Genomic DNA, 22,634 nt, shown 5'->3' on the forward strand with positions numbered 1-22,634 from the left:
AGAGCATTACTCCGGCGTCAGAGTCTGATTGCACACAGATAGTCAGCCAATCGAATCAGCATCGCATCACAACCGTTCAACTGATCCAGCGCGATGAACTCGTCGGGCTTGTGCCCTTGATCCATGCTGCCAGGGCCGCAGACCACGGTGGGGATTCCGACATGATCGAACAAACCGCCCTCGGTCCCAAAGGCCACTGTGCCAAAGGTTGAAGACTGGCTCAGGATCGCCAGCAGGCGCGCCGCCTCACTCTCGGGCGAAGTCGCCAAACCGGGATAGGCACTCAGCGGCCGCAGTTTGATGTCGGTGTCCGCCTGCACGGCCCGCATCTTGGGCAACAACTGTTCCTCGGCGTAAGTCTGCAACTGGCTGGCCACGTCCTGGGCATCGAAGTCAGGCAGCGCCCTCACTTCAAAATCGAACTCACATTCAGCCGGAACAATATTCAGCGCCCTGCCCCCCTTGATGACACCCGTTTGCACCGTTGAATACGGCGGATCAAATCGCTCGTCATGGTGATCGGGATGCGCAAGCTCGGCCCCGATTGCGCCCAGCCGACCAATCAGCTGCGCGGCGTATTCGATCGCGTTGACGCCATAAGGCGCATAGGCGGAATGGCAAGCAGCACCGCGCACTTCGCAGCGCATCGCCAACTTGCCTTTGTGGCCTAGCACCGGCTTGAGTTCGGTCGGTTCGCCGATCAGACAGAGCCTGGGTTTGTACGGCCGTTTCTGCAACTCGGCAAGCATCGGCCTTACCCCCAGGCATCCCACTTCTTCATCGTATGAAAACGCCAGATGCACTGGAGCTAGAAGCGGTCGCCGAACAAAGACCGGCACCGCCGCAAGCACCGAGGCGATGAACCCTTTCATGTCTGCCGTGCCGCGACCGTAGAGACGCCCATCCTTTTCCGTCAATTGAAAGGGATCAACCGTCCAGGCCTGCCCCTCAACCGGCACCACATCGGTGTGACCGGAGAGCACTACCCCGCCTGACGTGAGCGGGCCGATGGTCGCGAACAAATTCGCTTTGGTGCCTTCGTCGTTGAAGAAGAGTTCACTCTGAACGTCATGCCCGGCCAGGTACGCCTCGATGAAGCGGATCAATTCGAGGTTGGAATCCCGGCTCACGGTAGCGAAGCCCACCAGACGTTCCAGAAGGTCGCGGCTGGAGGCATTACTCATCCCCAGGCACTCCATAGCTCGGCGCAGCCGTCGGGTTGAGCGCGCGGGTCAGGTAGTCCTGCATTTGCGGTCGATACGCCTGCCAGAGCCCGCCAAGCTGTCCGATGGGATCTTCCTCCGCCCAATCGACCCGCAAGTCGATGATGGGCCACGTGTAGTCACCCACCACTTTGAGCGCCGCGGAGTGAACCGGTCCCGCCTCACCACCGGCAGCCATGGCCGCCTGCATGGCGGCCAGCAAACGATCGGCCAACTGACCGGGCTCGGCTTCGAACGCCGCGACCATGGCTTCGATGACCCGCACATCGCTGAGCAGATTACCCGCCGCGACACACTGCTCGCCTTTCACCGCGTTATGCACGCCCAACGACTCCTTGCCGCTGAAGCATGCAATCCGGCCTGACGCATCGATCACCGTGACCTGCCGGTACTGACTCCAACCGTTGGAATTGAGCGCCTTGTCCAGCGCCGCGTCGGCCTCCAGATGCTGATGCTCCAGCAGATCCAGTATCTGCGACCCCAACGCCGGCAACGTAATGTTCTGCGTAGAGACAGCCCCGACACCCGCCCGCGCCCAAGGGCAACGCGCGCCTACCGCAATGCTTGAAGAACTGATGGCAATACCGAGCTGCCCGGTTTCAGGGCAACGCCCGATAATTGAGAACGTCATGGCTCACTCCTTAGGTTTCCTGTGCATGCGGATTCGTATTCTGTTCATGCACAGGAAAGGGAGAAAGCAGGTTTTTTGTGGCTTTGGGGTAGGAAAAAACTGGGGTGCGCTGATGGGTAAGTCAAAACGGGCGCCTTGATGGCGCCCGTTTTTTTTATTCACTGCCAGGTTGTCCAGACAATCATGCAAGCTCCAACAGCACGTAGGCAACTGCCATCCAAATCGATCCTGAAAACAGCAGTACTGAATCGATAACTGCCAATCGTTTGAGATGTGCAGGGAAGTTCTGGAGATCGACAGGGTCTACATCCCCCCAACGAATATATGTCGACGGCCACGTCACCATCGCTGTGATATTGCTCATCAGCCAGAAACGACCGGACCATCCCGAATTCCGCCAGTACGGCCCCCAAAGGTAGAGATATCGACTGTTAGGCAAGGCCTCCATCATCGCGTCAAGATAGCGCCGACTCAGGTACAGATTGAATGCAACAAACAGGTAACACAGCACGATTGGACTGCTCACGAACAAAAGCGCAAGCCATTGTGATCCAAAGTATTCAACCATTTTCATTAAGGCAGTGTCGCTTCGTACAAAATTTCACCCACTTGCTCACCGAATTTTTCACCACCAGAAGTACCTCCCCATGCGCCAACCCCTGTCCCGATCAGAACACAGATAACCCCGCCAACTGGCGTACGCTTGAGTGCCACGCAGGCTTCTGTGCTGACAACCTTGCCAACCACTGCACCTGCTATGCCTCCAGCAGTAGACCCCATAAACTTCCCACCCTCGGTAAACCAGACCTTCTCGCAAGCAGCTTCAGACCCACCGCTACAAACCTCCTGAATAGCCAGCAACGAAGAAACCGCACCCAGCCCGATCCCGATGTAACCACCGGTCTGCATGTATTTAGCCGCGCGACTAGTGGCATTCACATGCGTCGCATAACCCGGTATCTGCCCCGGCCCACCGGCTTTGTCCCAGCGATGCACCAGGCTTCGGCTGGAAATGCCCAGAGCGGTTTTAAGTTTGGGGTGATCGCCCAGGCTCGTGTGGCTGCGCAGGCGGGTGGAGTTCAGCAGATGGGCATCGAGCTGACTCAGCAGGTGCTTGCGATCCTGGAAGAACTGGGGTGACCTGAGATGACCGTACTGGCGATAGCTGTCCTGATGCAGGCGTTCCATGGCGAGCAGCGTGTCGCGCATTCGGTTCAGATGTTGCTCCATCATCGCCGCGCTGACACCGAGCCAGGTTGAGGTCTGCCCGGTGAAGCTGGCAATTTCCGCCGCATGACGGAACATGAAGTCCGCCTCGTCCGGCGTCAGGGGATCGAGAGCTGCTTTGACGTGTTGTGCGGCCTGCATCAGCTGCGCTTCCTGATAGGTACAGGAGCTGTTGTTCGGGTCGCCCAGCACGATCATCGAGCTCGCTTTGACGTCTCCGAGATCTGGATTCAGCGCCTGAAATTTACGCATTATTGCCGGATCAGGCATGCCAAACAGTGAAGCTTCCAATGCTTCGCGGGTCATGCTTTTTGGTACGACATAGAAACCGGGTTCTTCAGCAAGGGCGCTGCCAAACACCGGTGGTGCCGTTGGCCCAGTCGGGACGAAACCGGATTGCCCCGGCGCCACCGAGCGGCTGCTGACCGCAGGCTCTGCCGGTGGAGCGGTTCGCCTTGCCACTGGCGGTGCAGACATCTCAGTATGGTAACCGGCCGAAAATACCGACGGAATCAGTTCAGCTTTACAGGGACAACCGCTACGGCTATCCAACGTGCCAGCCACGGCCTTACCGTTACTGGTCATGTACGGAATGCCACCAACGATCGTGTAAGTCTTACCATCCTTGCCACAGGTGACTCGATCACCCTCATGGGCACGGGCGACGCCATGCATTGTGGCGTGAATATCACCATCCAGGACTTTGCCACCGCAGGCAGTCTCGTCATCCTTGCCAATGAAATAGCCTTTGGTCATGAGATTTCTTCCCCCTCGGTAGAGGACAGAAAATCGTCTGACATCGAGTCACCTTCGCGTACGACGAACAAGCCAATGCCTTGCGGCGTATTGATGATTTCGTCGCCATTGCTGAGACGGCTGCCAACCAGTGCCAAATAACTGTTCCCCTCCCCGGCAGTGGTTACAATCTGAGCCGTACTGCCGTCGGCATATGTGACGAGATCACCTTTCTGTGCCGCACGTACCGTCCGACCGCAATCCAAAGTCATTTCCATCGGCGACGTCCCCTGCTGGATCACCCCGCCATCACGGGTCTGGCTACCTTCGGTTGCGAATCGATAGATGGCGCAAGGGCGATACGTTTCAACGTATGCACGCTGCAGAAGAATGACCGCCCGGGCTTCTTCGCTAAATTGCGCGAGTTCCTCCTCGGTGAACGGCGAAATGTCCAGTCTGCTGAGAACTTCGGGCGATAGTTCGTTGGTGTACGAGGTGTGCAGAGGCGCATTCATTTGCAGATCCTTATCCTTGTCGGTTTTGAGTTGAGCCTTTTCTTTCACCTTGGCAAACGCGGTGTGCCGGGTGAATGTCGGGGCGACAAGGAATGAAACGTCTGCGAGCGTTGAGGGGCAATGTCGATGGATCGGCCATCAAGAGTGATTAGGAAAATTCCGCCAATAAACGAAACCAATTCCTACAGCTGGCTGGCCGGCCAGCCTAAATATGTGAAAAAGGGACATCCATCGCCCACCTCAAGGCCAAAGGATGTCCCTGTTTTTTTACTCAGCCGGATCAATCTGATCCAGTACCCGATTGGCCGTGATCTCCGCCAGCATCACGCTGTTGGAAATCCCCAGCAGCGCATTGCGCGAACCGCCGTCCAGATGATCCACCAGCTGATGCACCATCACGTCGACCGAGGCCAGGGTTTCGACCAGATAGACCACCAGGGTTTCGGTCGTGGTTTCTGGGTTCACTGTAAACAAGGTGCTGGGTGCGCGCGGGGTGGCTTTGATGTCGGCAGTCGAAGGGAAGTGAAAGTCGAGGGCGCGTTCGGCGGCCTCGTTGAGTTTGTTTGAGTCGGGTTCGTATGGGGAGGTTGGATCGGCATCCGGGGGATTGGGTGAATGCTTTTTCATAGGCTGAGTTTCCTTAATGGTTGCCAACCTTCCCGCTGCTAAACGAAGAGGGGTGGCAGCTGCACGCAGGTTAGCAGACCGGCAAACTCAGAAAACCCGGCGCGCCCGAGGGCGCCCTACGTACAGCTACCATCAAGTACAGGCAATAAAAAAACCTGCATGACAGATGCACGCACAACCAAGTTTGTCGCCGAGCTGCTAAACCCGATCACTGACGATCAGTGACGCGAATCAAGTTACCCAGCGTCCCCAAGGCGCACAAGCCGGCGGATTCTGGCGTAACGGTAGGCAACGGCGCAAGGAATTGTGGCTTTCAGGAAGTAATCTCAAGGACGCTTAAACACAGACTCCTTGTTGATGTTTAGCAAGCGAATGCGCGCTTCCTACAGAACGAAACAGTGAATTCACTTACGCGGCTTGATGCGTGCCGTGGCTTCAGCCACCAACGGGTCATCCGGCCAATAGTGTTTCGGGTAGCGGCCCTTCAAATCTTTCTTCACCTCGGCGTAAGTGCTGCGCCAGAAGTTCGCCAGGTCCTGGGTCACCTGCACCGGTCTGCGCGCCGGGGACAACAAATGCAACTTCACCACTTGCCGGCCACCGGCGATGCGCGGGGTTTGCGCCAGGCCAAACAGCTCCTGCAAACGCACCGCCAGAATCGGCGGCTGCTCGCTGTAATCCAGACGAATCGACGAACCCGAGGGTACGCTCAAGTGATGTGGCGCCAGTTCATCGAGCCGTTGCGGCAGCGGCCACGGCAGCAGGTTGTGAACGATGCTCGACAGGTCGAGATTGGCGAAGTGACTGAGCCGCGAAACTTTGCCCAGGTACGGCATCAGCCAGTGTTCGAGGCTTTTGAGCAGTGCGGCGTCGCTGACATCCGGCCATTCGCTTTCAGCCTTGCTGGCCAGGTCCAACTGGCGCAGCAACGCGACCCGCGCTTGCCACTGTCGCAGCTCCGGGGTCCACGGCAATAGCTCCAGGCCTTTGCGCCGCACCAGATTCACCAGTGCCTGGCTGCGGGCGGTTTCGTCGAGTCCGGTCAGGGGTTCACGGCTGAGGATCAACTCACCGACCTTGCGTTGGCGTTCGGCGCGCAACACGCCTTCGCGTTCGTCCCAATCCAGTTGATCGACGCAGCGCACCTGCTCGGCCAGCACCGAATCGAACAATGCAGGATCGAAATCCGCCGCCAGGTAAATCCGCTCTTCACGTTGACCCTGTCGGCTGCCGAGGTCGGCGATGACCAGCCACGGTTGCTTCATCAGGCTGTCCGCTTCGGCGAACAGCGCGGCGCGGCCGTTGGCCAGTCGATACTCGGCGCCCCCGGCACGGCGTTGCTGGGCCACGCGATCCGGATAGGCCAGCGCCAATAGCGCGCCGAGCCAGCGCGGATGGTCGGGATCGCTGACCGGCTCCGACGCCTTGCCGCGCAGATAACCGCGATACTGTCGCGCCAGTTGCCGGGCACGTTGCACACCGCCCTGAACGCCACGTGCCGCCCGCTCTTCGCCGGACAACAGCGCCAGTCGACTGTGCAGATCCGCCCCGGCGCCGCGCAGGATGTCCCGCTCGCCGAGCAGCGCCGCGACATCGCAGGCCATGTCCGCCAGCCCCAGCGCCTGCCCGCGCAACAGTAAATGGGCGATGCGCGGATGGGCCGGCAATTCGGCCATGGCCTGACCATGACGGGTCAACGCTTCGCCTTCCAGGGCGCCCAGGCGCTCGAGCAGATCCTGCGCCTGTGCATAGGCCGCGGCTGGTGGCACGTCGAGCCAAACCAACTGTTCCGGCGTTACGCCCCAACGGCCGAGTTGCAACGCCAGTCCGGCAAGGTCGGCAGAGAGAATTTCCGCACTACCGTAGGCCGCCAGTTGTTCGTGCTGATCCTGCGACCACAAGCGATAACACACGCCCGGTTCCAGTCGCCCGGCACGGCCCGCGCGTTGCGTGGCGCTGGCCTTGGAAATGCGTTGTGTGTCGAGGCGTGTCATGCCGCTACCGGGATCGAAACGCGGCACCCGCGCCAGCCCGGCATCGATCACCACCCGCACACCGTTAATGGTCAGGCTGGTCTCGGCGATGTTGGTCGCCAGCACCACTTTGCGTTTGCCTTCTGGTGCCGGATCGATCGCCGCACGCTGCGCCGACAGGTCCAGCTCGCCATGCAGCGGGCAGAGCAAAATCTGCGTGCTCTCACCCAGCGCGTCGGCCAATTGTTGATGCACGCGACGGATTTCCGCCTGCCCGGGCAGGAACACCAGTACGCTGCCGGTTTCATCGTTCAAGGCTTCGAGAATGGTTTGTACCAACCGTGGCTCGATGAATTCACCGGCCTGGAACGGCCGGCCCCAGCGCATCGCCACCGGGTACATGCGGCCTTCGCTGCGCAGGATCGGCGCATCGTCAAGCAACCCGGCCAGGCGCTCGCCCTCCAGAGTGGCGGACATCAACAGGATTTTCAGCGGTTGATCATCACGGAACAGCTCCCGGCCGTTGAGGCTCAGGGCCAAGGCCAGATCGGCGTCCAGGCTGCGTTCGTGGAACTCGTCAAAGATCAGCAGTCCCACACCTTCCAGCGCCGGATCGTCCTGCAAACGGCGGGTGAGAATGCCTTCCGTGACCACTTCGATACGGGTGTTGGGGCCAACCTTGCTATCGAGCCGGATGCGATAGCCCACGGTTTCGCCGACCTTCTCGCCCAGTTCGCTGGCCAGCCGTTCCGCCGCCGCCCGCGCCGCCAACCGGCGCGGTTCAAGCATGAGAATGGTCTGCCCGGCCAACCATGGCTCATCGAGCAAGGCCAGGGGCACACGGGTGGTTTTACCGGCACCGGGCGGTGCTTCGAGCACGGCTTCGTGGCGTGTAGCGAGGGCTTCACGCAGGGCGGGTAAAACTTCATCTATCGGCAAAGAAATCATGCTGGCTCCCCAGGGCGTGCCCACAGTAAATTGCGAGTCGCGTTGAAGCTGTGGGCGTGCCAGGCAAGGCGCGGGGCGCAGGTAAGGGTCGTTTCCTTGCCAAGTCCCGCAACGCAGCATGGCGCGCCCACAGCTTCAGCCCGGAGGGCCGAACCCCGATAACATTCAGCAGCCGTGACGTGGTATCGATCTGGAAAAAACAACGTGAATCCTCAACTACTCCTGTGGGGGTGAGACGCGGCCGCAATTTACTGTGGGCACGCCCTGCCGCCGCGAGTATAACGGCGAACTGCCCGGTGTTCGTTGCGGTCTTAATTCGTATCGACGACGCTTCGTTTTGAGATTACTCAGGAGATTTCCTATGCGTGTTCCCTTTCGCCTGATTGGCGGTGTATTGATCGCGAGCCTGCTGACCCAAGTCACCGCGTGCGGTTCGATTTTCTACCCGGATCGCCGTGGCCAGATCGACGGCAAGATCGACCCGGCGATTGCCGTTCTCGATGCCGTGGGCCTGCTGTTCTACATCATCCCCGGCCTGATCGCGTTTGCCGTGGACTTCGCCACCGGCGCGATTTACTACGCGCCAGGCGAGACCGCCCAAGTGGCTCCGGAGAAGCTCAAGGAAGCTATCGGTGCCGACGGCAAGGTCGATAACCACAAGTTGCAGACTATTCTGGAGCGTGAACTGGGCCGCAGCTTCCCACTGGACGATCCACGCCTGATCCAGCACAAGGGCAGCACCCAGCAACTGGCCCTGTTGGGCCTGCAACCGGCCGCGTAAGCGCTCAAGGAAAAGCCGCACTTATGATCTCCAGCTCCGAACACGCCCGCCTGCTGCGGCTGGCGACCCGTGCCTCGGTGGCGGTGGCCTGTACGCTGATCATCGCCAAGGCCATCGCCTGGTGGTTGAGTGGTTCGGTGAGCATGCTCGCCGGGTTGACCGACTCGGCACTCGACGGTGTTACATCACTGCTCAACCTGCTGGCCGTGCATTACGCCCTGCGTCCCGCCGACGACGATCATCGCTACGGCCATGGCAAGGCGGAATCACTGGCCGGCATGGCCCAGGCCCTGTTCATTGGCGGCAGTGCGGTGCTGATTGCGTTGCAGGCATTCGATCGGCTCAAGCATCCAGAGCCGGTGGACGCGCCGTGGATCAGCACCGGGGTGATTGTGTTCTCGCTGGGCCTGACCCTGGCACTGCTGATGCTGCAGCATCGGGTGGTCAAGGCCACCGGTTCCAACGCAGTGCGCGCCGACTCTCTGCATTACCGTTCGGACTTGTTGCTCAATGGCAGCATTTTGGTGGCACTGGTCTTGGCCGGGTTTGGCTGGCATCAGGTCGATGCCTGGTTCGGCCTCGGGATCGCCGCCTACATTTTCTGGAGTGCGACTTGGATCGCCCGGGAAAGCTTCGCGGTGCTGATGGATGAAGAACTGCCACCGGATGTCAGCCAGCATATGCTGGAACTGGCCTGCAGCGTGCCGGGCGTTTTAGGCGCCCATGACTTGCGCACGCGGATTTCCGGCAACCAGTGGTTCGTGCAGCTGCACCTGGAACTGCCGGGGGAGCTGACGCTGTCGGTCGCCCACGGCATCAGCGATCAAGCCGCCGATGCGATCCACGCCGCCTATCCGCGGGCCGAAGTGCTGGTGCACGCCGACCCGCAGGAAGTGGTGAAAGCCGCCCGGGCTCAGAAACTCACCTGATAGCCGCGACTGCTCAGGCAATTGCCCTGTGCCTGGCGGTAGGTTTGCACCACTGACGGGGCGGGTTGATAGGTCGCGGTTCGCGGATCGAAGCCACTCTGCTGCACCGCGTATTGATAGCACTCGTAACCGTCCTGATTGACCTGCTCCTGCGACTGGCCGTTGGTGGGGTATGCCACCACGTCGTAACCGTTACTGGCCGGTTGTGGCTGCACGGTGTTCATGGGTGGCTCGACCACGACGTAATCCTGGGTGCTGTCCTGCCAGGCGTAATACGAACCGGCCGCAAGGAAAAGCACCGACCCACCGATCAAGACCTGCTCGGCGTAGTCAGGCAGATAGCGGACCCGGATCCCGCGAGGCGGCTCGACCACCACATAGCGCGGACCCAACGGGCGATACCAATAGCCACCGGAATAGTAGTAATCCATGCCACGGTAAGGCACGCGATAGTCGCGATCCGGGAAGCGGTCGATCACATGACCGGGCCGATACTGCGGGCCGGGCCCCCAACCGTTGCCGCGCCCTGGCCCCCGAGGGTCATTGGACGGAGCGCCTATATAGCCGTTCCAGTGCTGGTTGGGATCGTTGCGCCGCGGTTGATCCTGATAGTAACCACGCCGCGGCTGTTGAGTCTGTTGCACGGTGTCGGGCCGACCCTGGATGGGTAAATCGTTAGCCGGCAGTTGCGGCGGTGGCGGGGGTGGCCGAACCGGGTTGTTGAAGTCAGGCTGCGGACGGCTCTGCCATTGGCCGCCATTCTGATTCTGGGCGTTGTTTTGATGACCGTCGCGCTCGAACTGGCGACTGTTGTCGCCACGAATGATGTCGTTGTTTTGCTGGCGTGGCTGATTGTTGCCACCATGGCCCTGATTATTGTTGCCCTGATGGCCACCGTCCCCGTGCTGCCCAGCATCGGGACCCCGGTTCTGCGGCTCATCGGCTTGCGATTGCGCAGTGACACTGACCTCAACACCGATAATCAGCAAACCAACACCGGTCACACGCCAGATGCGCGACTTCATGCTTTTCCTCATTGCGGGTTAGGGCCTGTAGGTAAGACTGGCAATGCATTGGCCGGTTCTGCAACAGGTTATCAGTCGCGCAACTTATTTATTGAGGGTGGCCGATCAAATTCCAGGCAAAGAAAAAGGGGAGACCCGTCGGCCTCCCCTTGAGAACTTCGTCCGTGCTCGACGCTTTTGACGTCGGCTCACCTCACGCCGTCTTCTGGACAGTGTGTAGCTCGGGGGCCGGCTCATCCCCTGTGGGAGTGGCGACCGCAGCTGGCCTGTTTGGGCGAGCCGCACTGGACTGTTTGTCCGAGCAGTGATTCTGGTGATAAGAATAGGCTCGGAGCGCCGACAGAGGATTGCGAAGATTGCTCAAATAAACATCACTTGCGCAATTTTTAACCCTGGATAGATAATCTGCCGCAATAGATACGACAAGGGACCGTTTGATGAGCAAACTCGACCGTTATGACCTGAGCATTTTGGCTGAATTGCAGCGCGACGCGCGCATCTCCAATCAGGAGCTGGCCGAACGCATCGGCCTGTCGCCTTCACCCTGCTCGCGTCGGGTCAAGCAACTGGAGGATGACGGCTACATTTCCCGCCAGGTCGCCCTGCTCGACCGCAAGATGCTCGGCCTGAGCCTGACGGCCTACGTGCTGATCGGCATGGACCGGCACACGCCGGAGCGTTTCGAGAACTTCGAAGCGGCCATTCGTACCTTGCCGCAGGTGCTGGAATGCAGCCTCGTGACGGGAATGGATGCCGACTATCAGCTCAAGGTCGTGGTACCGGACATGGACCATTACCAGAAACTGCTGCTGGGGCATCTGACGCGGATTGAAGGGGTGACCAGCGTGCGGTCGAGCTTTGTGTTGAACCAGGTGTTGAACAGCACCGAACTGCCTTTGACTCATTTGCGCAGCTGAAGACGCCTTCGCGGCAAGCCCGCTCCCACGGGGATCTCACATGCACTGAAGATCCATTGTGGGAGCGGGCTTGCTCGCGAAGAGGTCCGTACAGGCGACGAATAGCTGCGACACACCGCCGCAGGCCCGCACCTCACGCACCCGCCATGCCTTATACTCCAGCGCCTTTTAGCCCCGCCCGCACTGGAGATGTCCGATGGATCCTGCAGTATTCGAAGAGTGGATGATGACCGGACTGGTCAGCATTCTGATCATTTTCATGGGTTTCATCGTCTGGGATCTGGCGAAGAAGTCCAAGGCCGGACGCTTCGGTTCGTTCATTCTGTTCTTCGTGCTGGGCCTTGGCGTGGCAGCATTCATCATCAAGAGTGTAGTGATCGGCCTGATCGAAACCGGCACGCTATAAACGCGCCGGCACTTCCTTCCATTGGCCCTGATCGAGCCCTTCGATCGTCCAGTCGCCGATCCTGACCCGCACCAGCCGCAACGTTGGCAACCCGACCGCCGCTGTCATGCGCCGCACCTGCCGGTTGCGACCTTCGCGAATCACCAGTTCCAGCCAACTTGTCGGCACGCTTTTGCGAAAGCGTACCGGCGGATTGCGCGGCCACAACGCGGGCTCATCCAGTTGCCGCGCCTCGGCGGGCAAGGTCATGCCGTCGTTCAACTCCACACCATCACGCAAACGCTGCAGCTGCTCGACACTCGGCTCGCCTTCGACCTGTACCCAGTAGGTCTTGGCCAGTTTGTGCCTGGGGTCGGCGATGCGCGCCTGAAGCTGGCCGTCGTTGGTCAGCAACAGCAAGCCTTCGCTGTCGCGGTCCAGCCTGCCTGCCGGGTAAATCCCGGGAATCTCGATAAAATCCTTGAGCGTCGCGCGCCCTTCGCCGTCGCTGAACTGTGTCAGTACGTCGAACGGTTTGTTGAACAGGATCAGCCTCGGCTCGGCCGGTGGCGCCTTGGCGACACGGCGCGCTGCTGAAGGAGATGGCTTCACGCCGGGGCGGCGGGAAACGGGACGTTGAGGACGAGACATGAGCAAAGGAACATCTAGCGGTCAGGGCTCACTATGCTAGTGGCCTGACCGCCAAATGACCATGACTGTCAGCGGAACGGCGGCTCGTCGAAGCTACGCAGTTTGCGCGAATGCAACGAGTTGAGTTCGGTACGCAGCAGGTCCACTGCTTCGATGCCGATTTTCAAATGCTGGCTGACCGCGCGCTCATAGAACGCGTTGGCCGAACCCGGCAGCTTGATTTCGCTGTGCAGCGGTTTGTCCGAGACGCAGAGCAACGTGCCGTAAGGCACCCGCAAACGATACCCCTGGGCGGCAATGGTGCCGCTTTCCATGTCCACCGCCACGGCGCGGGACAGGTTAATCAGCGGTCGCTCCTGGGCCCAGCGCAGTTCCCAGTTGCGGTCGTCGTAGGTCAGCACGGTGCCGGTGCGCAGGCGTTTCTTCAGCTCATCTCCATGTTCGCCGGTGATGTTGGCCGCCGCCTGCTGCAAGGCCATCTGCACTTCGGCCAAGGCCGGGATCGGAATGTTCGGCGGTACCACGCGGTCGAGAATCCCGTCACGGCGCATGTAAGCGTGAGCCAGTACGTAGTCGCCGATTGTCTGCGACTGACGCAAGCCACCGCAGTGGCCGATCATCAACCAGCAATGCGGACGCAGCACGGCCAGGTGATCGGTGATGTTCTTGGCGTTGGACGGGCCGACACCGATGTTCACCAGCGTCACACCGTGGCCGTCGGTGGCGATCAGGTGATAGGCCGGCATCTGGTAACGGTGCCAGACCACACCGGCGGCAATGGCCGAGGCTTCGCCGTGGTCCATGCTCTTTTCGATGATCACATTGCCCGGCAGCACCATGCGCACAAAACGCGGGTCACTGCGCAACTGCTCCAGGCCATGGACGATGAACTGGTCGACGTAACGGTGATAGTTGGTCAGCAGGATCCACGGCTGTACATGGCGCCAGTCGCTGCCGGTGTAGTGCACCAGTCGGCGCAGGGAGAAGTCCACCCGCGCCGCGTCGAACAGCGCCAGCGGCAGCGGATCGGTGTTTTCCCAATCGTACAGGCCATCGGCAATGCCATCGGACGCTGCCGACAGGTCGGTACTTGGGAACACTCGCGCCAGCACGGCGGCGGTGACACCGGAGCCGGCCAGTTCGTCGCCCTGCTCGACCACGTATGGATAAGGAATGTTCTGCTCGCTGACCCCGACCTCTACGGTCACGGTGAAGTCGTGCATCAATGGCACCAGCTGTTCCAGCAGGTACTTACGGAAAGCGGAGGGATGAGTGACGGTGACCCTGTAGGTGCCCGGCAACTGGACCTTGGCGTAAGCGCGGGTGGTCTGCGGGACTTCACCCTGGCAGTGGTAGGTCAGGCGCAGCTCGGGATAACGAAACATTGCCCGCTGCTCGGCATCCGGCTCGATACGATCCTTGAGATAGCGCTTGAGCGCCTGACTCAGCGCGGTGGTTGCACGATTGTGCAAGAGCGCAAGCCGATCCACGGCTTGCTCGGCGGTTTGAACGACAATAAAAGCTTCGGTCACGATCAGCATCCTGTGTTCTGACTTGCAGAGCTTCATCTTGCCTGCATCGTCGCTTCACGGGAACAGCGCAGACACAAATGCCAGACTCACCAAAGGTCAAAATGTTGCCTACAAAATAGCGGTCAGAAACCCTGCGGGGTCGAACGGGCGACGATCGCTTCCACATCCAGCCCACGCGGCAACGCGCCATAAACCCGCCCCCCCCCATTCAGACGACTGGCGATGAACGCATCACTGACCGCCGAATTCCCCGCCTCCAGCAACAACTTGGCCTGCAGCCCCAGCGCAATGTCCTCGGTCAGTTGCCGGGCGCGATACTGGATGTCGTCGGTGTCCTTGAACGCCGCCTGCAATTGAGTGATGTGAGTTGCCAAACGCTTGTCGCCATGGCCATCACCCAATTCGCTGAACAACGCATCAAGCACACCCGATTCTTTCGACAAAGCCCGCAGTACATCGAGGCATTGCACGTTGCCGGAGCCTTCCCACGTCGAGTTTACCGGCGCCTCACGGTAAAGGCGCGGCAGGATGCTGTCTTCGACATAACCGGCACCGCCCATGCATTCGGCGGCTTCGTTGATCATGGCCGGCGCGCGTTTGCAGATCCAGTACTTGCCTACTGCCGTCACCAGTCGGGCGAATTTCGCTTCCTGGGAATCATCCAGATGATCCAGCGCACGGCCCATGCGCAGGCTCAAGGCCAAGGCCGCTTCGCTTTCCAGCGCCAGGTCGGCCAGTACGTTTTGCATCAGGGGTTGTTCACTGAGCAACTTGCCACCGACCATGCGGTGGGCACAGTGATGGCTGGCCTGGGTCAGTGCCTGGCGCATCAAGGCACTTGAGCCGACCATGCAATCGAATCGGGTCATCGCCACCATTTCGATAATGGTCGGAACGCCCCGGCCTTCTTCGCCGACCATCCATGCCAGGGCACCACGGAACTCTACTTCGCTGGAGGCGTTGGAGCAGTTGCCGAGTTTGTTTTTCAGGCGCTGGATATAGAACTGGTTACGCGTGTCATCCGGGCGATGGCGCGGCAGCAGGAAACAGGTCAGGCCTTTATCCGTCTGCGCCAGGGTCAGGAAGGCGTCGCACATCGGCGCCGAACAGAACCATTTGTGCCCCACCAGCTCATAGGCCTGGCCAGGACCGCTTGCCCCCACCGGATAGGCCTTGGTGGTGTTGGCCCGGACATCGGTGCCGCCCTGTTTTTCGGTCATGGCCATGCCGATGGTGACACCCGCCTTGTGGGCCATGCCGACATTACGCGGGTCGTACTCGGTGGCGAGGATCTTCGGTAGCCATTTGTCCGCCAGGTCCGGTTGCAGACGCAGTGCAGGGACACTGGCGAAGGTCATGGTCAGCGGGCAGCCGCTGCCGGCTTCAGCCTGGCTATGCAGATACGTCATGGACGCCCGGGCGACGTGGGCGCCGTCCTGCGGATGCGCCCAAGGCAACGAGGTCAGGCCATGTTCGATCGCCGCATGCATCAGCTGGTGATAGGCCGGGTGAAATTCCACCAGGTCGATGCGGTGGCCATAGCGGTCGTGACTGTTGAATACCGGTTTGTTCTGGTTGGCCAGAAACCCCGCTTCCATCAGTGGCCCGCCGGCCAGTGCGCCGTAAGCCTCAATCCGCGACTCGGCCCAGCCGGCCTCGAAACGCCGCGACCACTCCTGCAGCGGCAAATCGATGCGATACAGGTTGGCGCCGTCCAGTGACGGTGGCTGGTTGGTGACTTCGTGGGTTTCGGCGAACTGATGCAGGTTCATGACGGGGCTCCTTTGGTCAGCCAAGGAATTTCAGTTAAGCACCGCCCCTTGGCCGAACAAAGTGTCATATCCGCCTAACTGTCGGCGCTTTCACCCTGCTTCGGACAAAGTACCCGGCGATAGAGCGCTGCCTGCAAGTCTTCGAATTTTACCGGTTTGCTCAGGCAATCGATCAGCGCGCCCGTCGGGCAACGTTCCCGATCCGCGCCCTGAGCGATCATGAACACCGGCAAGTCCGCGCACTTCGGTAAGGCCCGGATCTGGCAACAGACGGACACCCCCTCCACGGGTGGTACCTGACTATCGAGCAACACCGCATCAAAGGTTTCACGCTGCAGGAATTCGAGCGCAGCGATGCCGCTGTCAGCGGTCCGCACCCGGAACCCGAGCTTGAGCAACATGCCGCGCATCACCAATTGATTGATGTTGTTGTCATCCACCAACAGCACGGTGCAATCCTGCGGTAGCCGCAAACGCGGGAAGTCGCGCGTCATGAAGGGTACTGATGGAGACTCGATCGCCGGGAATTCGAACTCGACATCGAGCTGGAAACGACTGCCATGACCGGGTTCGGAACGGTGCGTCAGACGGCCGCCGAGCAACTCGACCAATTGCCGGCAGATCGCCAGACCCACGCCCAGACCGCCGTACTCGCGCGTCATCGAACCATCGAGCTGGAAGAACCGCTGGTACATCGTCGCCTCGCCCAGATCGGTAAAGCCGATGCCGGTGTCGATCACCGCGAAGGACAACGCCAGCCGATCGGAATTAGCTGTTTTCCCGGTCACCCGCAGCGCCAGACCTCCGACGCGGGTGAACTTGATGGCGTTATCCAGCAAGCATTCCAGGCATTGCGCCAACTTGGCACTGTCGCCGTGCAAGCGATCCGGCACGCCCGGCGCCACATCGACCTTGAAATCCAGAGACTTGCTGGAAGCATTACCTTCAAATTGCACGCGCAATGCCTCGACCACGCTACGCAGACTGAACGTCGACGGGGAAGCCTTGAGCTTGCCGGCCTGCAATTCGGTCAGCGTGAGAATGCCATTGACCATGCGCATCATGTCCCGCGCCGACCCGGCGGCGGTTTGCTGGTATTGCTCCAGTTCCGGGTCCATTTCGACGGTTTGCATCAGCTCCAGCGAACCGATCACGCCGTTCATGGGCGTGCGCAATTCATGGGTCAGGGTCGCGAGGAATTCGTCCTTGAGCTGGTTACTGCGGGCCAGTTGCTGGTTGAGTACTTCCAGCTTTTGCCCGGCGTCGAGCAGAGTTTGCGCCTGCTGCTCGCGCATGGCATTGATGCGGTCGGCCAGGGCCAGCGACAGCAGCGCCACTTCGATGGCCGAGCCGATCTGGCTGGAATACATGGTCAGGAACACGTTCGGCAGATAACCCAGGACCATCAGGGTATTGATGATGCCGCCGAGCAAAAAAGCCGACCAGGCAATGATGAAATAGCGCGCGACCCGCAGCCCGCGCAGCCAGGCGAAAATCCCCGCAGCAAAAATCACCACCGTGAAGGTCAGCGCCAGGGCTGTCGCCAGGCGCAAGGCCAGGGCATAACTGGTCATCAGTGATAACCCGACCACCAATGCACTGAACACCACCAACGCCAGCAAAAAGCGGTCAAGCCAGCGACTGAGAGTGGCCGTCTGCAAGAAACTGCGGGCGAACTGGCTGCCGAACAGCCCGGCACAGCCGATGAAAAACGGCGTCGCCGCGTTGGCCCACCAGGGATTGTCCGGCCAGAAATACTGTACGGCCGCGCCATTCACCGAGAGCTGATACAAGCCGAACGAGGCGATGTAGAAGATGTAATAGAGGTAGCTGGTATCCCGCACACTGAGGTAGATGAACAGGTTGTAGACCAGCATTCCCAGCAATACACCGTAGATCAGCCCCAACACGTAAAGCCTGACCGGCTGCGCTTCGAGGTAGGCGGTACTCGACCACAGCGTGACCGGCGCCTGGATCGAGCCCTGGCTTTGCAGGCGCAGATACAGGGTTTGCGTTTGGTCGGGAATGAAATCCAGATTGAACAGGTAGTTGTTCTGTCGGATTTCGCGACTGGAGAATGGCAAGGCATCGCCAGTCTGGCGAACCCGTTGATAGTTGCCGGCCGCATCGGGCTGGTACAGGTCAAGGTGATCGAGGGGCGGATAGGCCAGTTCCAGCAGCCAGGTCCGCTGCGCCGTCGGGTTGGTCGGACGGTAGTGCAGGTCGATTTTCAGCCAGTACACCGAACGCGAATACCCGGCGTTGAGGGTGGCCTTGTCATGAGGCTTGAAGTTGCCGGCCGCGGCGAGCGCGCGCACATCTGCGATGCTCGCCTGACCACCGGCATCTTCAAACACTTGCAGAGTTCGGCCCAGGGGGAGGCTTTGAGTGAACTCATCGAATTCGACGGCGTTCGCCAGGAGGGGCAAACACAACAGCAACATCAGCAAATAGCGCATTTATGCCCCAGCGTGGCCTTTCCGGTTCCGTCAGGAAGCCCCCCATTCCCTTTGAGTAGACGTAAAACCGGTGTTACCTGTTATTGGTTTGGATCCACTCTAGCATAGCCGTTGATGGCCATTGAGCACTACTGAAATTTTTCCTACAAAGGCTCTAGCACGGGCGTTCCAGCGGATGTTATTGAGATAGAGCTGTTTGGTGGGTCAGATTGTGAAAATGCCACTCCGAACAGTGTCCCCTCGCCACAATGTATCGGCTGGACAGGATGACACCACACCCGAAAAAAGATGTTTGGTGGTAAGCTCGCGCACCATGAATATCTACAGCTCTCGCCCCGTTGTCCTCTGTCTCTCCGGCCACGACCCAAGTGGTGGCGCCGGCTTGCAGGCAGATATCGAAGCCCTGCTCGCCCAGGGTTGCCATGCGGCTCCGGCCGTCACCGCCCTGACCGTGCAAGACACCGTCAATGTCACTGACTTCCGCGTCCTCGACCGTGAGTGGGTGTTGGCCCAGGCCAATGCCGTGCTCAACGACTCCGAAGTCGCAGCCGTCAAACTGGGCATGCTCGGTTCCCTGGAAATGGTCGACACCGTTGTCGAACTGCTTTCGGCGCACCCGCATTTGCCAGTGGTCTGCGACCCGGTGTTGCGCGCCGGCGGCGGCGGACGCCTGGGCAAGGATGAAGTCGGCTACGCCATGCGCGAACGCCTGCTGCCCCTGTCGATCATCGCCACCCCCAACCTCCCCGAAGCCCGAATCCTCGCCGAACTGCCTGAAGGCACCGCGGACGAGTGCGCTGAAAAACTCCTGCCGTTCGTCAAACACCTGCTGATCACCGGCGGCCATGGCGACGAGACCGAAATCCACAATCGCCTCTACAGCCGCGATGGCCTGCGCCAGACCTATACCTGCCAGCGCTTGCCCGGCAGCTATCACGGCTCCGGCTGCACCTTGGCCAGCGCCCTCGCCGGCCGTCTGGCCCAAGGTGAAAACCTCGCCAGTGCCGTGCAGACCGCGCTTAACTACACGTGGCGTACCCTGCGCGATGCCGAGCAGTTGGGTAAAGGCCAGTTCGTGCCACGCCGCCTGCCACTGGACTTCTGTTCGTAACGCCATGAGGGCTGTCCGATGAAACTACGTGGTCTGTACGCCATTACCGACAGCCATCTACTGAACGGTAAATTGCTTCAGTATGTGGAGGCGGCGCTGGAAGGCGGCGTTACCCTGCTGCAATACCGTGACAAGAGCAGCGATGAAGCCCGCCGCCTGCGTGAAGCCGAAGCCTTGCGTGAACTGTGCGAACGCTACAAGACCCGGCTGATCATCAATGACGACGCCGAGCTGGCTGCACGCCTGAACGTCGGCGTGCACCTGGGGCAGACCGACGGTCCGCTGACCCCGGCTCGCGCGTTGCTCGGTTCCAAGGCCATTATCGGTTCGACTTGCCACGCGCAACTCGAACTCGCCGAACAGGCCGCCAGGGAAGGTGCCAGTTATGTCGCCTTCGGCCGCTTCTTCAACTCCAATACCAAACCCGGCGCCCCGACCTGCAGCCTCGACCTGCTCGACCAGGCCCGCCAGCGGTTGCACCTGCCGATCTGCGCGATTGGTGGCATCACCCTCGACAATGCGGCCCCGCTGGTGGCCCATGGGGTCGATCTGCTGGCCGTGGTGCATGGCCTGTTTGGCGCCGAGAGTACGGCTGAAGTGACCCGCCGCGCCCGCGCGTTCAACGAACTGCTTTCTATTAATTAGCTAAAAGTCTGAGAGCCCGATCATGTCTCGTTCCGAAACCCTGTTTGCCAATGCCCAGAAACACATTCCCGGCGGTGTGAATTCGCCGGTTCGTGCGTTCAAAAGTGTTGGCGGCACGCCGCTGTTCTTCAAGCACGCCGAAGGCGCCTACGTCACCGACGAAGACAACAAACGCTATGTGGATTACGTCGGTTCCTGGGGCCCGATGATTCTGGGTCACAGCCATCCGGAGGTGCTGGACGCCGTGCGCAAGCAGCTTGAACACGGCCTGTCCTATGGTGCCCCGACCGAGATGGAAACCCAGATGGCTGATCTGGTCTGCTCGCTGGTGCCGTCGATGGAAATGGTGCGCATGGTCAGCTCCGGCACCGAAGCGACCATGAGCGCGATCCGTCTGGCCCGTGGTTTCACCGGTCGCGACAGCATCATCAAATTTGAAGGCTGCTACCACGGCCACTCCGACAGCCTGCTGGTCAAGGCCGGTTCCGGCGCCTTGACTCAAGGCGTCCCAAGCTCGGCCGGTGTTCCGGCGGCCTTCGCCAAACACACCCTGACCCTGCCGTTCAACGACATCGACGCCGTTGAAGCCATGCTCGCCGAAGTCGGTCAGGATGTGGCTTGCATCATCGTCGAGCCCGTAGCCGGCAACATGAACTGCGTACCACCGGCCCCAGGTTTCCTCGAAGGCCTGCGCACCCTGTGCGACAAGCACGGCGTGGTGCTGATCTTCGACGAAGTGATGACCGGTTTCCGCGTCGCCCTCGGCGGTGCCCAGGCCCACTACGGCGTAACGCCGGACCTGACCACCTTCGGCAAGATCATCGGCGGTGGCATGCCGGTCGGCTGCTTCGGCGGTAAGCGCGAAATCATGTCGCGCATTGCCCCGCTGGGTCCGGTTTACCAGGCTGGCACCTTGTCCGGTAACCCGTTGGCGATGGCGGCCGGCCTGACCACCCTGCGCCTGATCAGCCGTCCAGGCTTCCACGCCGAGCTGACCGACTACACCACTCGCCTGCTCGATGGCCTGCAAGTGCGTGCGGATGCAGCGGGTATTCCGTTCGTGACCACCCAGGCCGGCGGTATGTTCGGTCTGTACTTCAGCGGTGCCGACGACATCGTGACTTTCGATGACGTAATGGCCAGCGACGCCGCCCTGTTCGGCCGCTTCTTCCACCTGATGCTGGAAGGTGGTGTGTACCTGGCACCGAGCGCCTTCGAAGCCGGCTTCACCTCGATCGCTCACGGCGAAGCCGAGCTGAAACTGACGCTGGATGCCGCCGAGCGCGCATTTGCTGCCTTGAAGTAATGCTCGAAACGCTGACGTTGGCCATCGCCAGCGTCAGCTTACACCTACACTCCAGCGCTTTTTCCTACTCATCTGCCAATAATCCCCCGCAAACCGGGCGATATATTTCCCTCGCAGCAGAAAAACGAGTAAAGACTTTGTAAGGTTGGCCCTGCTTATTTCATAATGCCCGCTTATTGGATCCCCTCGATGGGTCCGCGCGCCCTTCAGAGGTAAGTCGATTCCCATGAACCGCACCGGCCGCGCCCTTTCACTGGGCTGCCTGTTGCTCCTTCAGCCCCTGCTCGCGCTCGCACAAGCAGGCGGTAACTCGTTGTTAATCCCAGCGATGGGTCGCTGCACCCTCAATACCCAGCCGCAAGACCTGGCACAGGCGCTGGCCACCTGCCAGAAAGCGTCGGATGAAGGGGATGCGCAAGCGCAATACGAGTTGGGTGAGTTCTACTACGAAGGCAAAAATGCGCCGCGCGACCTCAATCAAGCCCTGAGCTACTTCGAAAAGGCCTCGCTGCAAGGCCACGCCCAGGCGCAATTCAAGCTCGGCTCCATGTTCTTCCACGGCGAAGGTGTCCCGGCCAACAACGTTCAGGCTTACATCCTGCTGAAAATGGCCGCGGTCAACGGCGCTGAAGACGCGCTGGATACCGCCGACGAAGTCACCGAGAAAATGCGCCGCGAAGAGCTGGAAGTCGCCACTCAGGTGCTTGGGCAAATTTTCCGCAAATACCTGATGGAATTGCAGAGTGCCGACGGGCGTACGCCTTTCTCGCCATTGCCCTGATTTTCATATCGCCCTGGCTGACCCCTTCGCAAGCAGGCTCGCGAAGGGAACGACTCGGTCTTGAGACTTACTTCTCAGGCATCGGCACCGGAAACGGCATCACATTGCCGACCCCGCCGCGGGCTTCGCTGATTTTCGGGGTCCCCAGGCGCTCGACTTCATCGATGCGCACGATCGAGTGCATCGGCACGAAGCTGCGCACAACGCCTTCGAACTGCGCCTTGAGCTTCTCTTCGCTCGGATCGACGACCACTTGCGTGCGCTCGCCAAAGACGAACTCTTCCACTTCCAGAAAGCCCCACAGATCGCTCTGATAGATCTGCTTGGCGTACATTTCGAACACCTGGCCCTGGTTGAGGAAAATCACCTTGTAGATTGGAGCTTCACGTTTGGTCATGGTGGGCGAGTAACACATCGGGGATAAAAAAGAGGGCGCGAACTATAGCATAGCCACCGGACGC

General features: G+C 60.3%; 21 protein-coding genes. 8 read left to right on the forward strand and 13 right to left on the reverse strand.

The genetic code is table 11. The features are described 5' to 3' along the window. Window positions 1-17: 17 nt before the first annotated feature. The 7 genes from argE to hrpB all read right to left on the reverse strand — a co-directional run bounded on the left by argE (window position 18) and on the right by hrpB (window position 7,879). A complete protein-coding gene (argE, locus tag FFS64_RS04180) occupies window positions 18-1,184 on the reverse strand; it encodes an acetylornithine deacetylase (RefSeq protein WP_137804353.1) in 1,167 nt (388 codons plus the stop codon). Next, entirely contained in the window at window positions 1,177-1,854 is a 678-nt protein-coding gene (locus FFS64_RS04185; RefSeq protein ID WP_137804354.1) for a DUF1028 domain-containing protein, read from the reverse strand. Before FFS64_RS04185 ends, argE begins: the two co-directional genes overlap by 8 nt. Window positions 1,855-2,035: 181 nt before the next feature. Then, on the reverse strand, window positions 2,036-2,428 hold the full coding sequence (locus FFS64_RS04190) for a hypothetical protein (RefSeq protein WP_256660403.1): 393 nt from the start codon (window positions 2,426-2,428) through the stop codon (window positions 2,036-2,038). Continuing rightward, a complete protein-coding gene (locus FFS64_RS04195; RefSeq protein WP_137804355.1) occupies window positions 2,428-3,837 on the reverse strand; it encodes a PAAR domain-containing protein in 1,410 nt (469 codons plus the stop codon). Before FFS64_RS04195 ends, FFS64_RS04190 begins: the two co-directional genes overlap by 1 nt. Then, complete coding sequence (locus tag FFS64_RS04200; RefSeq protein WP_137804356.1) at window positions 3,834-4,331, reverse strand: hypothetical protein; 498 nt, start codon at window positions 4,329-4,331, stop codon at window positions 3,834-3,836. Before FFS64_RS04200 ends, FFS64_RS04195 begins: the two co-directional genes overlap by 4 nt. A 267-nt stretch (window positions 4,332-4,598) precedes the next feature. After that, complete coding sequence (locus FFS64_RS04205; protein WP_137804357.1) at window positions 4,599-4,958, reverse strand: DUF6124 family protein; 360 nt, start codon at window positions 4,956-4,958, stop codon at window positions 4,599-4,601. Between the two features lie 404 nt (window positions 4,959-5,362). After that, the gene (gene hrpB, locus FFS64_RS04210) at window positions 5,363-7,879 is read right to left on the reverse strand and encodes an ATP-dependent helicase HrpB (RefSeq protein ID WP_137804358.1); all 2,517 of its coding nucleotides are present in this window, start codon (window positions 7,877-7,879) and stop codon (window positions 5,363-5,365) included. 361 nt (window positions 7,880-8,240) lie between these two features. On the opposite strand from hrpB, the gene FFS64_RS04215 reads away from it, so the two are divergent. Beyond that, entirely contained in the window at window positions 8,241-8,660 is a 420-nt protein-coding gene (locus tag FFS64_RS04215; protein ID WP_137804359.1) for a polyribonucleotide nucleotidyltransferase, read from the forward strand. 23 nt (window positions 8,661-8,683) lie between these two features. After that, the gene (locus FFS64_RS04220) at window positions 8,684-9,589 is read left to right on the forward strand and encodes a cation diffusion facilitator family transporter (protein WP_137804360.1); all 906 of its coding nucleotides are present in this window, start codon (window positions 8,684-8,686) and stop codon (window positions 9,587-9,589) included. On the opposite strand, the gene FFS64_RS04225 is transcribed toward FFS64_RS04220, so the two are convergent. Further along, window positions 9,574-10,614, reverse strand: coding sequence for a DUF6515 family protein (locus FFS64_RS04225; RefSeq protein ID WP_137804361.1), 1,041 nt, complete (start codon window positions 10,612-10,614; stop codon window positions 9,574-9,576). The two genes, FFS64_RS04220 and FFS64_RS04225, sit on opposite strands and share 16 nt — an antisense overlap. A gap of 437 nt (window positions 10,615-11,051) precedes the next feature. Between FFS64_RS04225 and FFS64_RS04230 the strand changes: the two genes are divergently transcribed. Both FFS64_RS04230 and FFS64_RS04235 read left to right on the forward strand, forming a co-directional pair. After that, complete coding sequence (locus tag FFS64_RS04230; RefSeq protein WP_007937367.1) at window positions 11,052-11,531, forward strand: Lrp/AsnC family transcriptional regulator; 480 nt, start codon at window positions 11,052-11,054, stop codon at window positions 11,529-11,531. A 196-nt stretch (window positions 11,532-11,727) separates the two neighbouring features. Continuing rightward, on the forward strand, window positions 11,728-11,937 hold the full coding sequence (locus FFS64_RS04235) for a DUF2788 domain-containing protein (RefSeq protein ID WP_095196702.1): 210 nt from the start codon (window positions 11,728-11,730) through the stop codon (window positions 11,935-11,937). Here the strand turns inward: FFS64_RS04235 and FFS64_RS04240 are convergent. From FFS64_RS04240 to FFS64_RS04255, 4 genes are all read right to left on the reverse strand, one after another. Next, entirely contained in the window at window positions 11,932-12,567 is a 636-nt protein-coding gene (locus tag FFS64_RS04240) for a pseudouridine synthase (RefSeq protein ID WP_137804362.1), read from the reverse strand. The two genes, FFS64_RS04235 and FFS64_RS04240, sit on opposite strands and share 6 nt — an antisense overlap. 68 nt (window positions 12,568-12,635) lie before the next feature. Further along, a complete protein-coding gene (gene amn, locus FFS64_RS04245) occupies window positions 12,636-14,135 on the reverse strand; it encodes an AMP nucleosidase (RefSeq protein WP_171017060.1) in 1,500 nt (499 codons plus the stop codon). Window positions 14,136-14,221: 86 nt separating this feature from the next. Next, on the reverse strand, window positions 14,222-15,871 hold the full coding sequence (locus tag FFS64_RS04250) for an acyl-CoA dehydrogenase family protein (protein WP_137804364.1): 1,650 nt from the start codon (window positions 15,869-15,871) through the stop codon (window positions 14,222-14,224). Window positions 15,872-15,945: 74 nt separating this feature from the next. Continuing rightward, window positions 15,946-18,330: a hybrid sensor histidine kinase/response regulator gene (locus tag FFS64_RS04255; protein WP_137804365.1), complete on the reverse strand. Its 2,385-nt coding sequence runs from the start codon at window positions 18,328-18,330 to the stop codon at window positions 15,946-15,948. Between the two features lie 313 nt (window positions 18,331-18,643). Between FFS64_RS04255 and FFS64_RS04260 the strand changes: the two genes are divergently transcribed. The 4 genes from FFS64_RS04260 to FFS64_RS04275 all read left to right on the forward strand — a co-directional run bounded on the left by FFS64_RS04260 (window position 18,644) and on the right by FFS64_RS04275 (window position 22,173). Then, on the forward strand, window positions 18,644-19,441 hold the full coding sequence (locus FFS64_RS04260) for a hydroxymethylpyrimidine/phosphomethylpyrimidine kinase (protein ID WP_095197261.1): 798 nt from the start codon (window positions 18,644-18,646) through the stop codon (window positions 19,439-19,441). A gap of 18 nt (window positions 19,442-19,459) precedes the next feature. After that, a complete protein-coding gene (gene thiE / locus FFS64_RS04265) occupies window positions 19,460-20,086 on the forward strand; it encodes a thiamine phosphate synthase (protein ID WP_137804366.1) in 627 nt (208 codons plus the stop codon). 22 nt (window positions 20,087-20,108) lie between these two features. Beyond that, complete coding sequence (gene hemL / locus FFS64_RS04270) at window positions 20,109-21,392, forward strand: glutamate-1-semialdehyde 2,1-aminomutase (protein WP_137804367.1); 1,284 nt, start codon at window positions 20,109-20,111, stop codon at window positions 21,390-21,392. A gap of 226 nt (window positions 21,393-21,618) precedes the next feature. Further along, on the forward strand, window positions 21,619-22,173 hold the full coding sequence (locus FFS64_RS04275) for a tetratricopeptide repeat protein (RefSeq protein ID WP_137804368.1): 555 nt from the start codon (window positions 21,619-21,621) through the stop codon (window positions 22,171-22,173). Between the two features lie 67 nt (window positions 22,174-22,240). On the opposite strand, the gene FFS64_RS04280 is transcribed toward FFS64_RS04275, so the two are convergent. Beyond that, window positions 22,241-22,570 carry a DUF1820 family protein gene (locus FFS64_RS04280; RefSeq protein ID WP_007958692.1) on the reverse strand — a complete coding sequence of 110 codons (330 nt, stop codon included), beginning with the start codon at window positions 22,568-22,570 and terminating at the stop codon, window positions 22,241-22,243. Window positions 22,571-22,634: the final 64 nt, after the last annotated feature.

It is taken from the genome of Pseudomonas sp. G(2018) (assembly GCF_005502415.1).
Lineage (GTDB): Bacteria > Pseudomonadota > Gammaproteobacteria > Pseudomonadales > Pseudomonadaceae > Aquipseudomonas.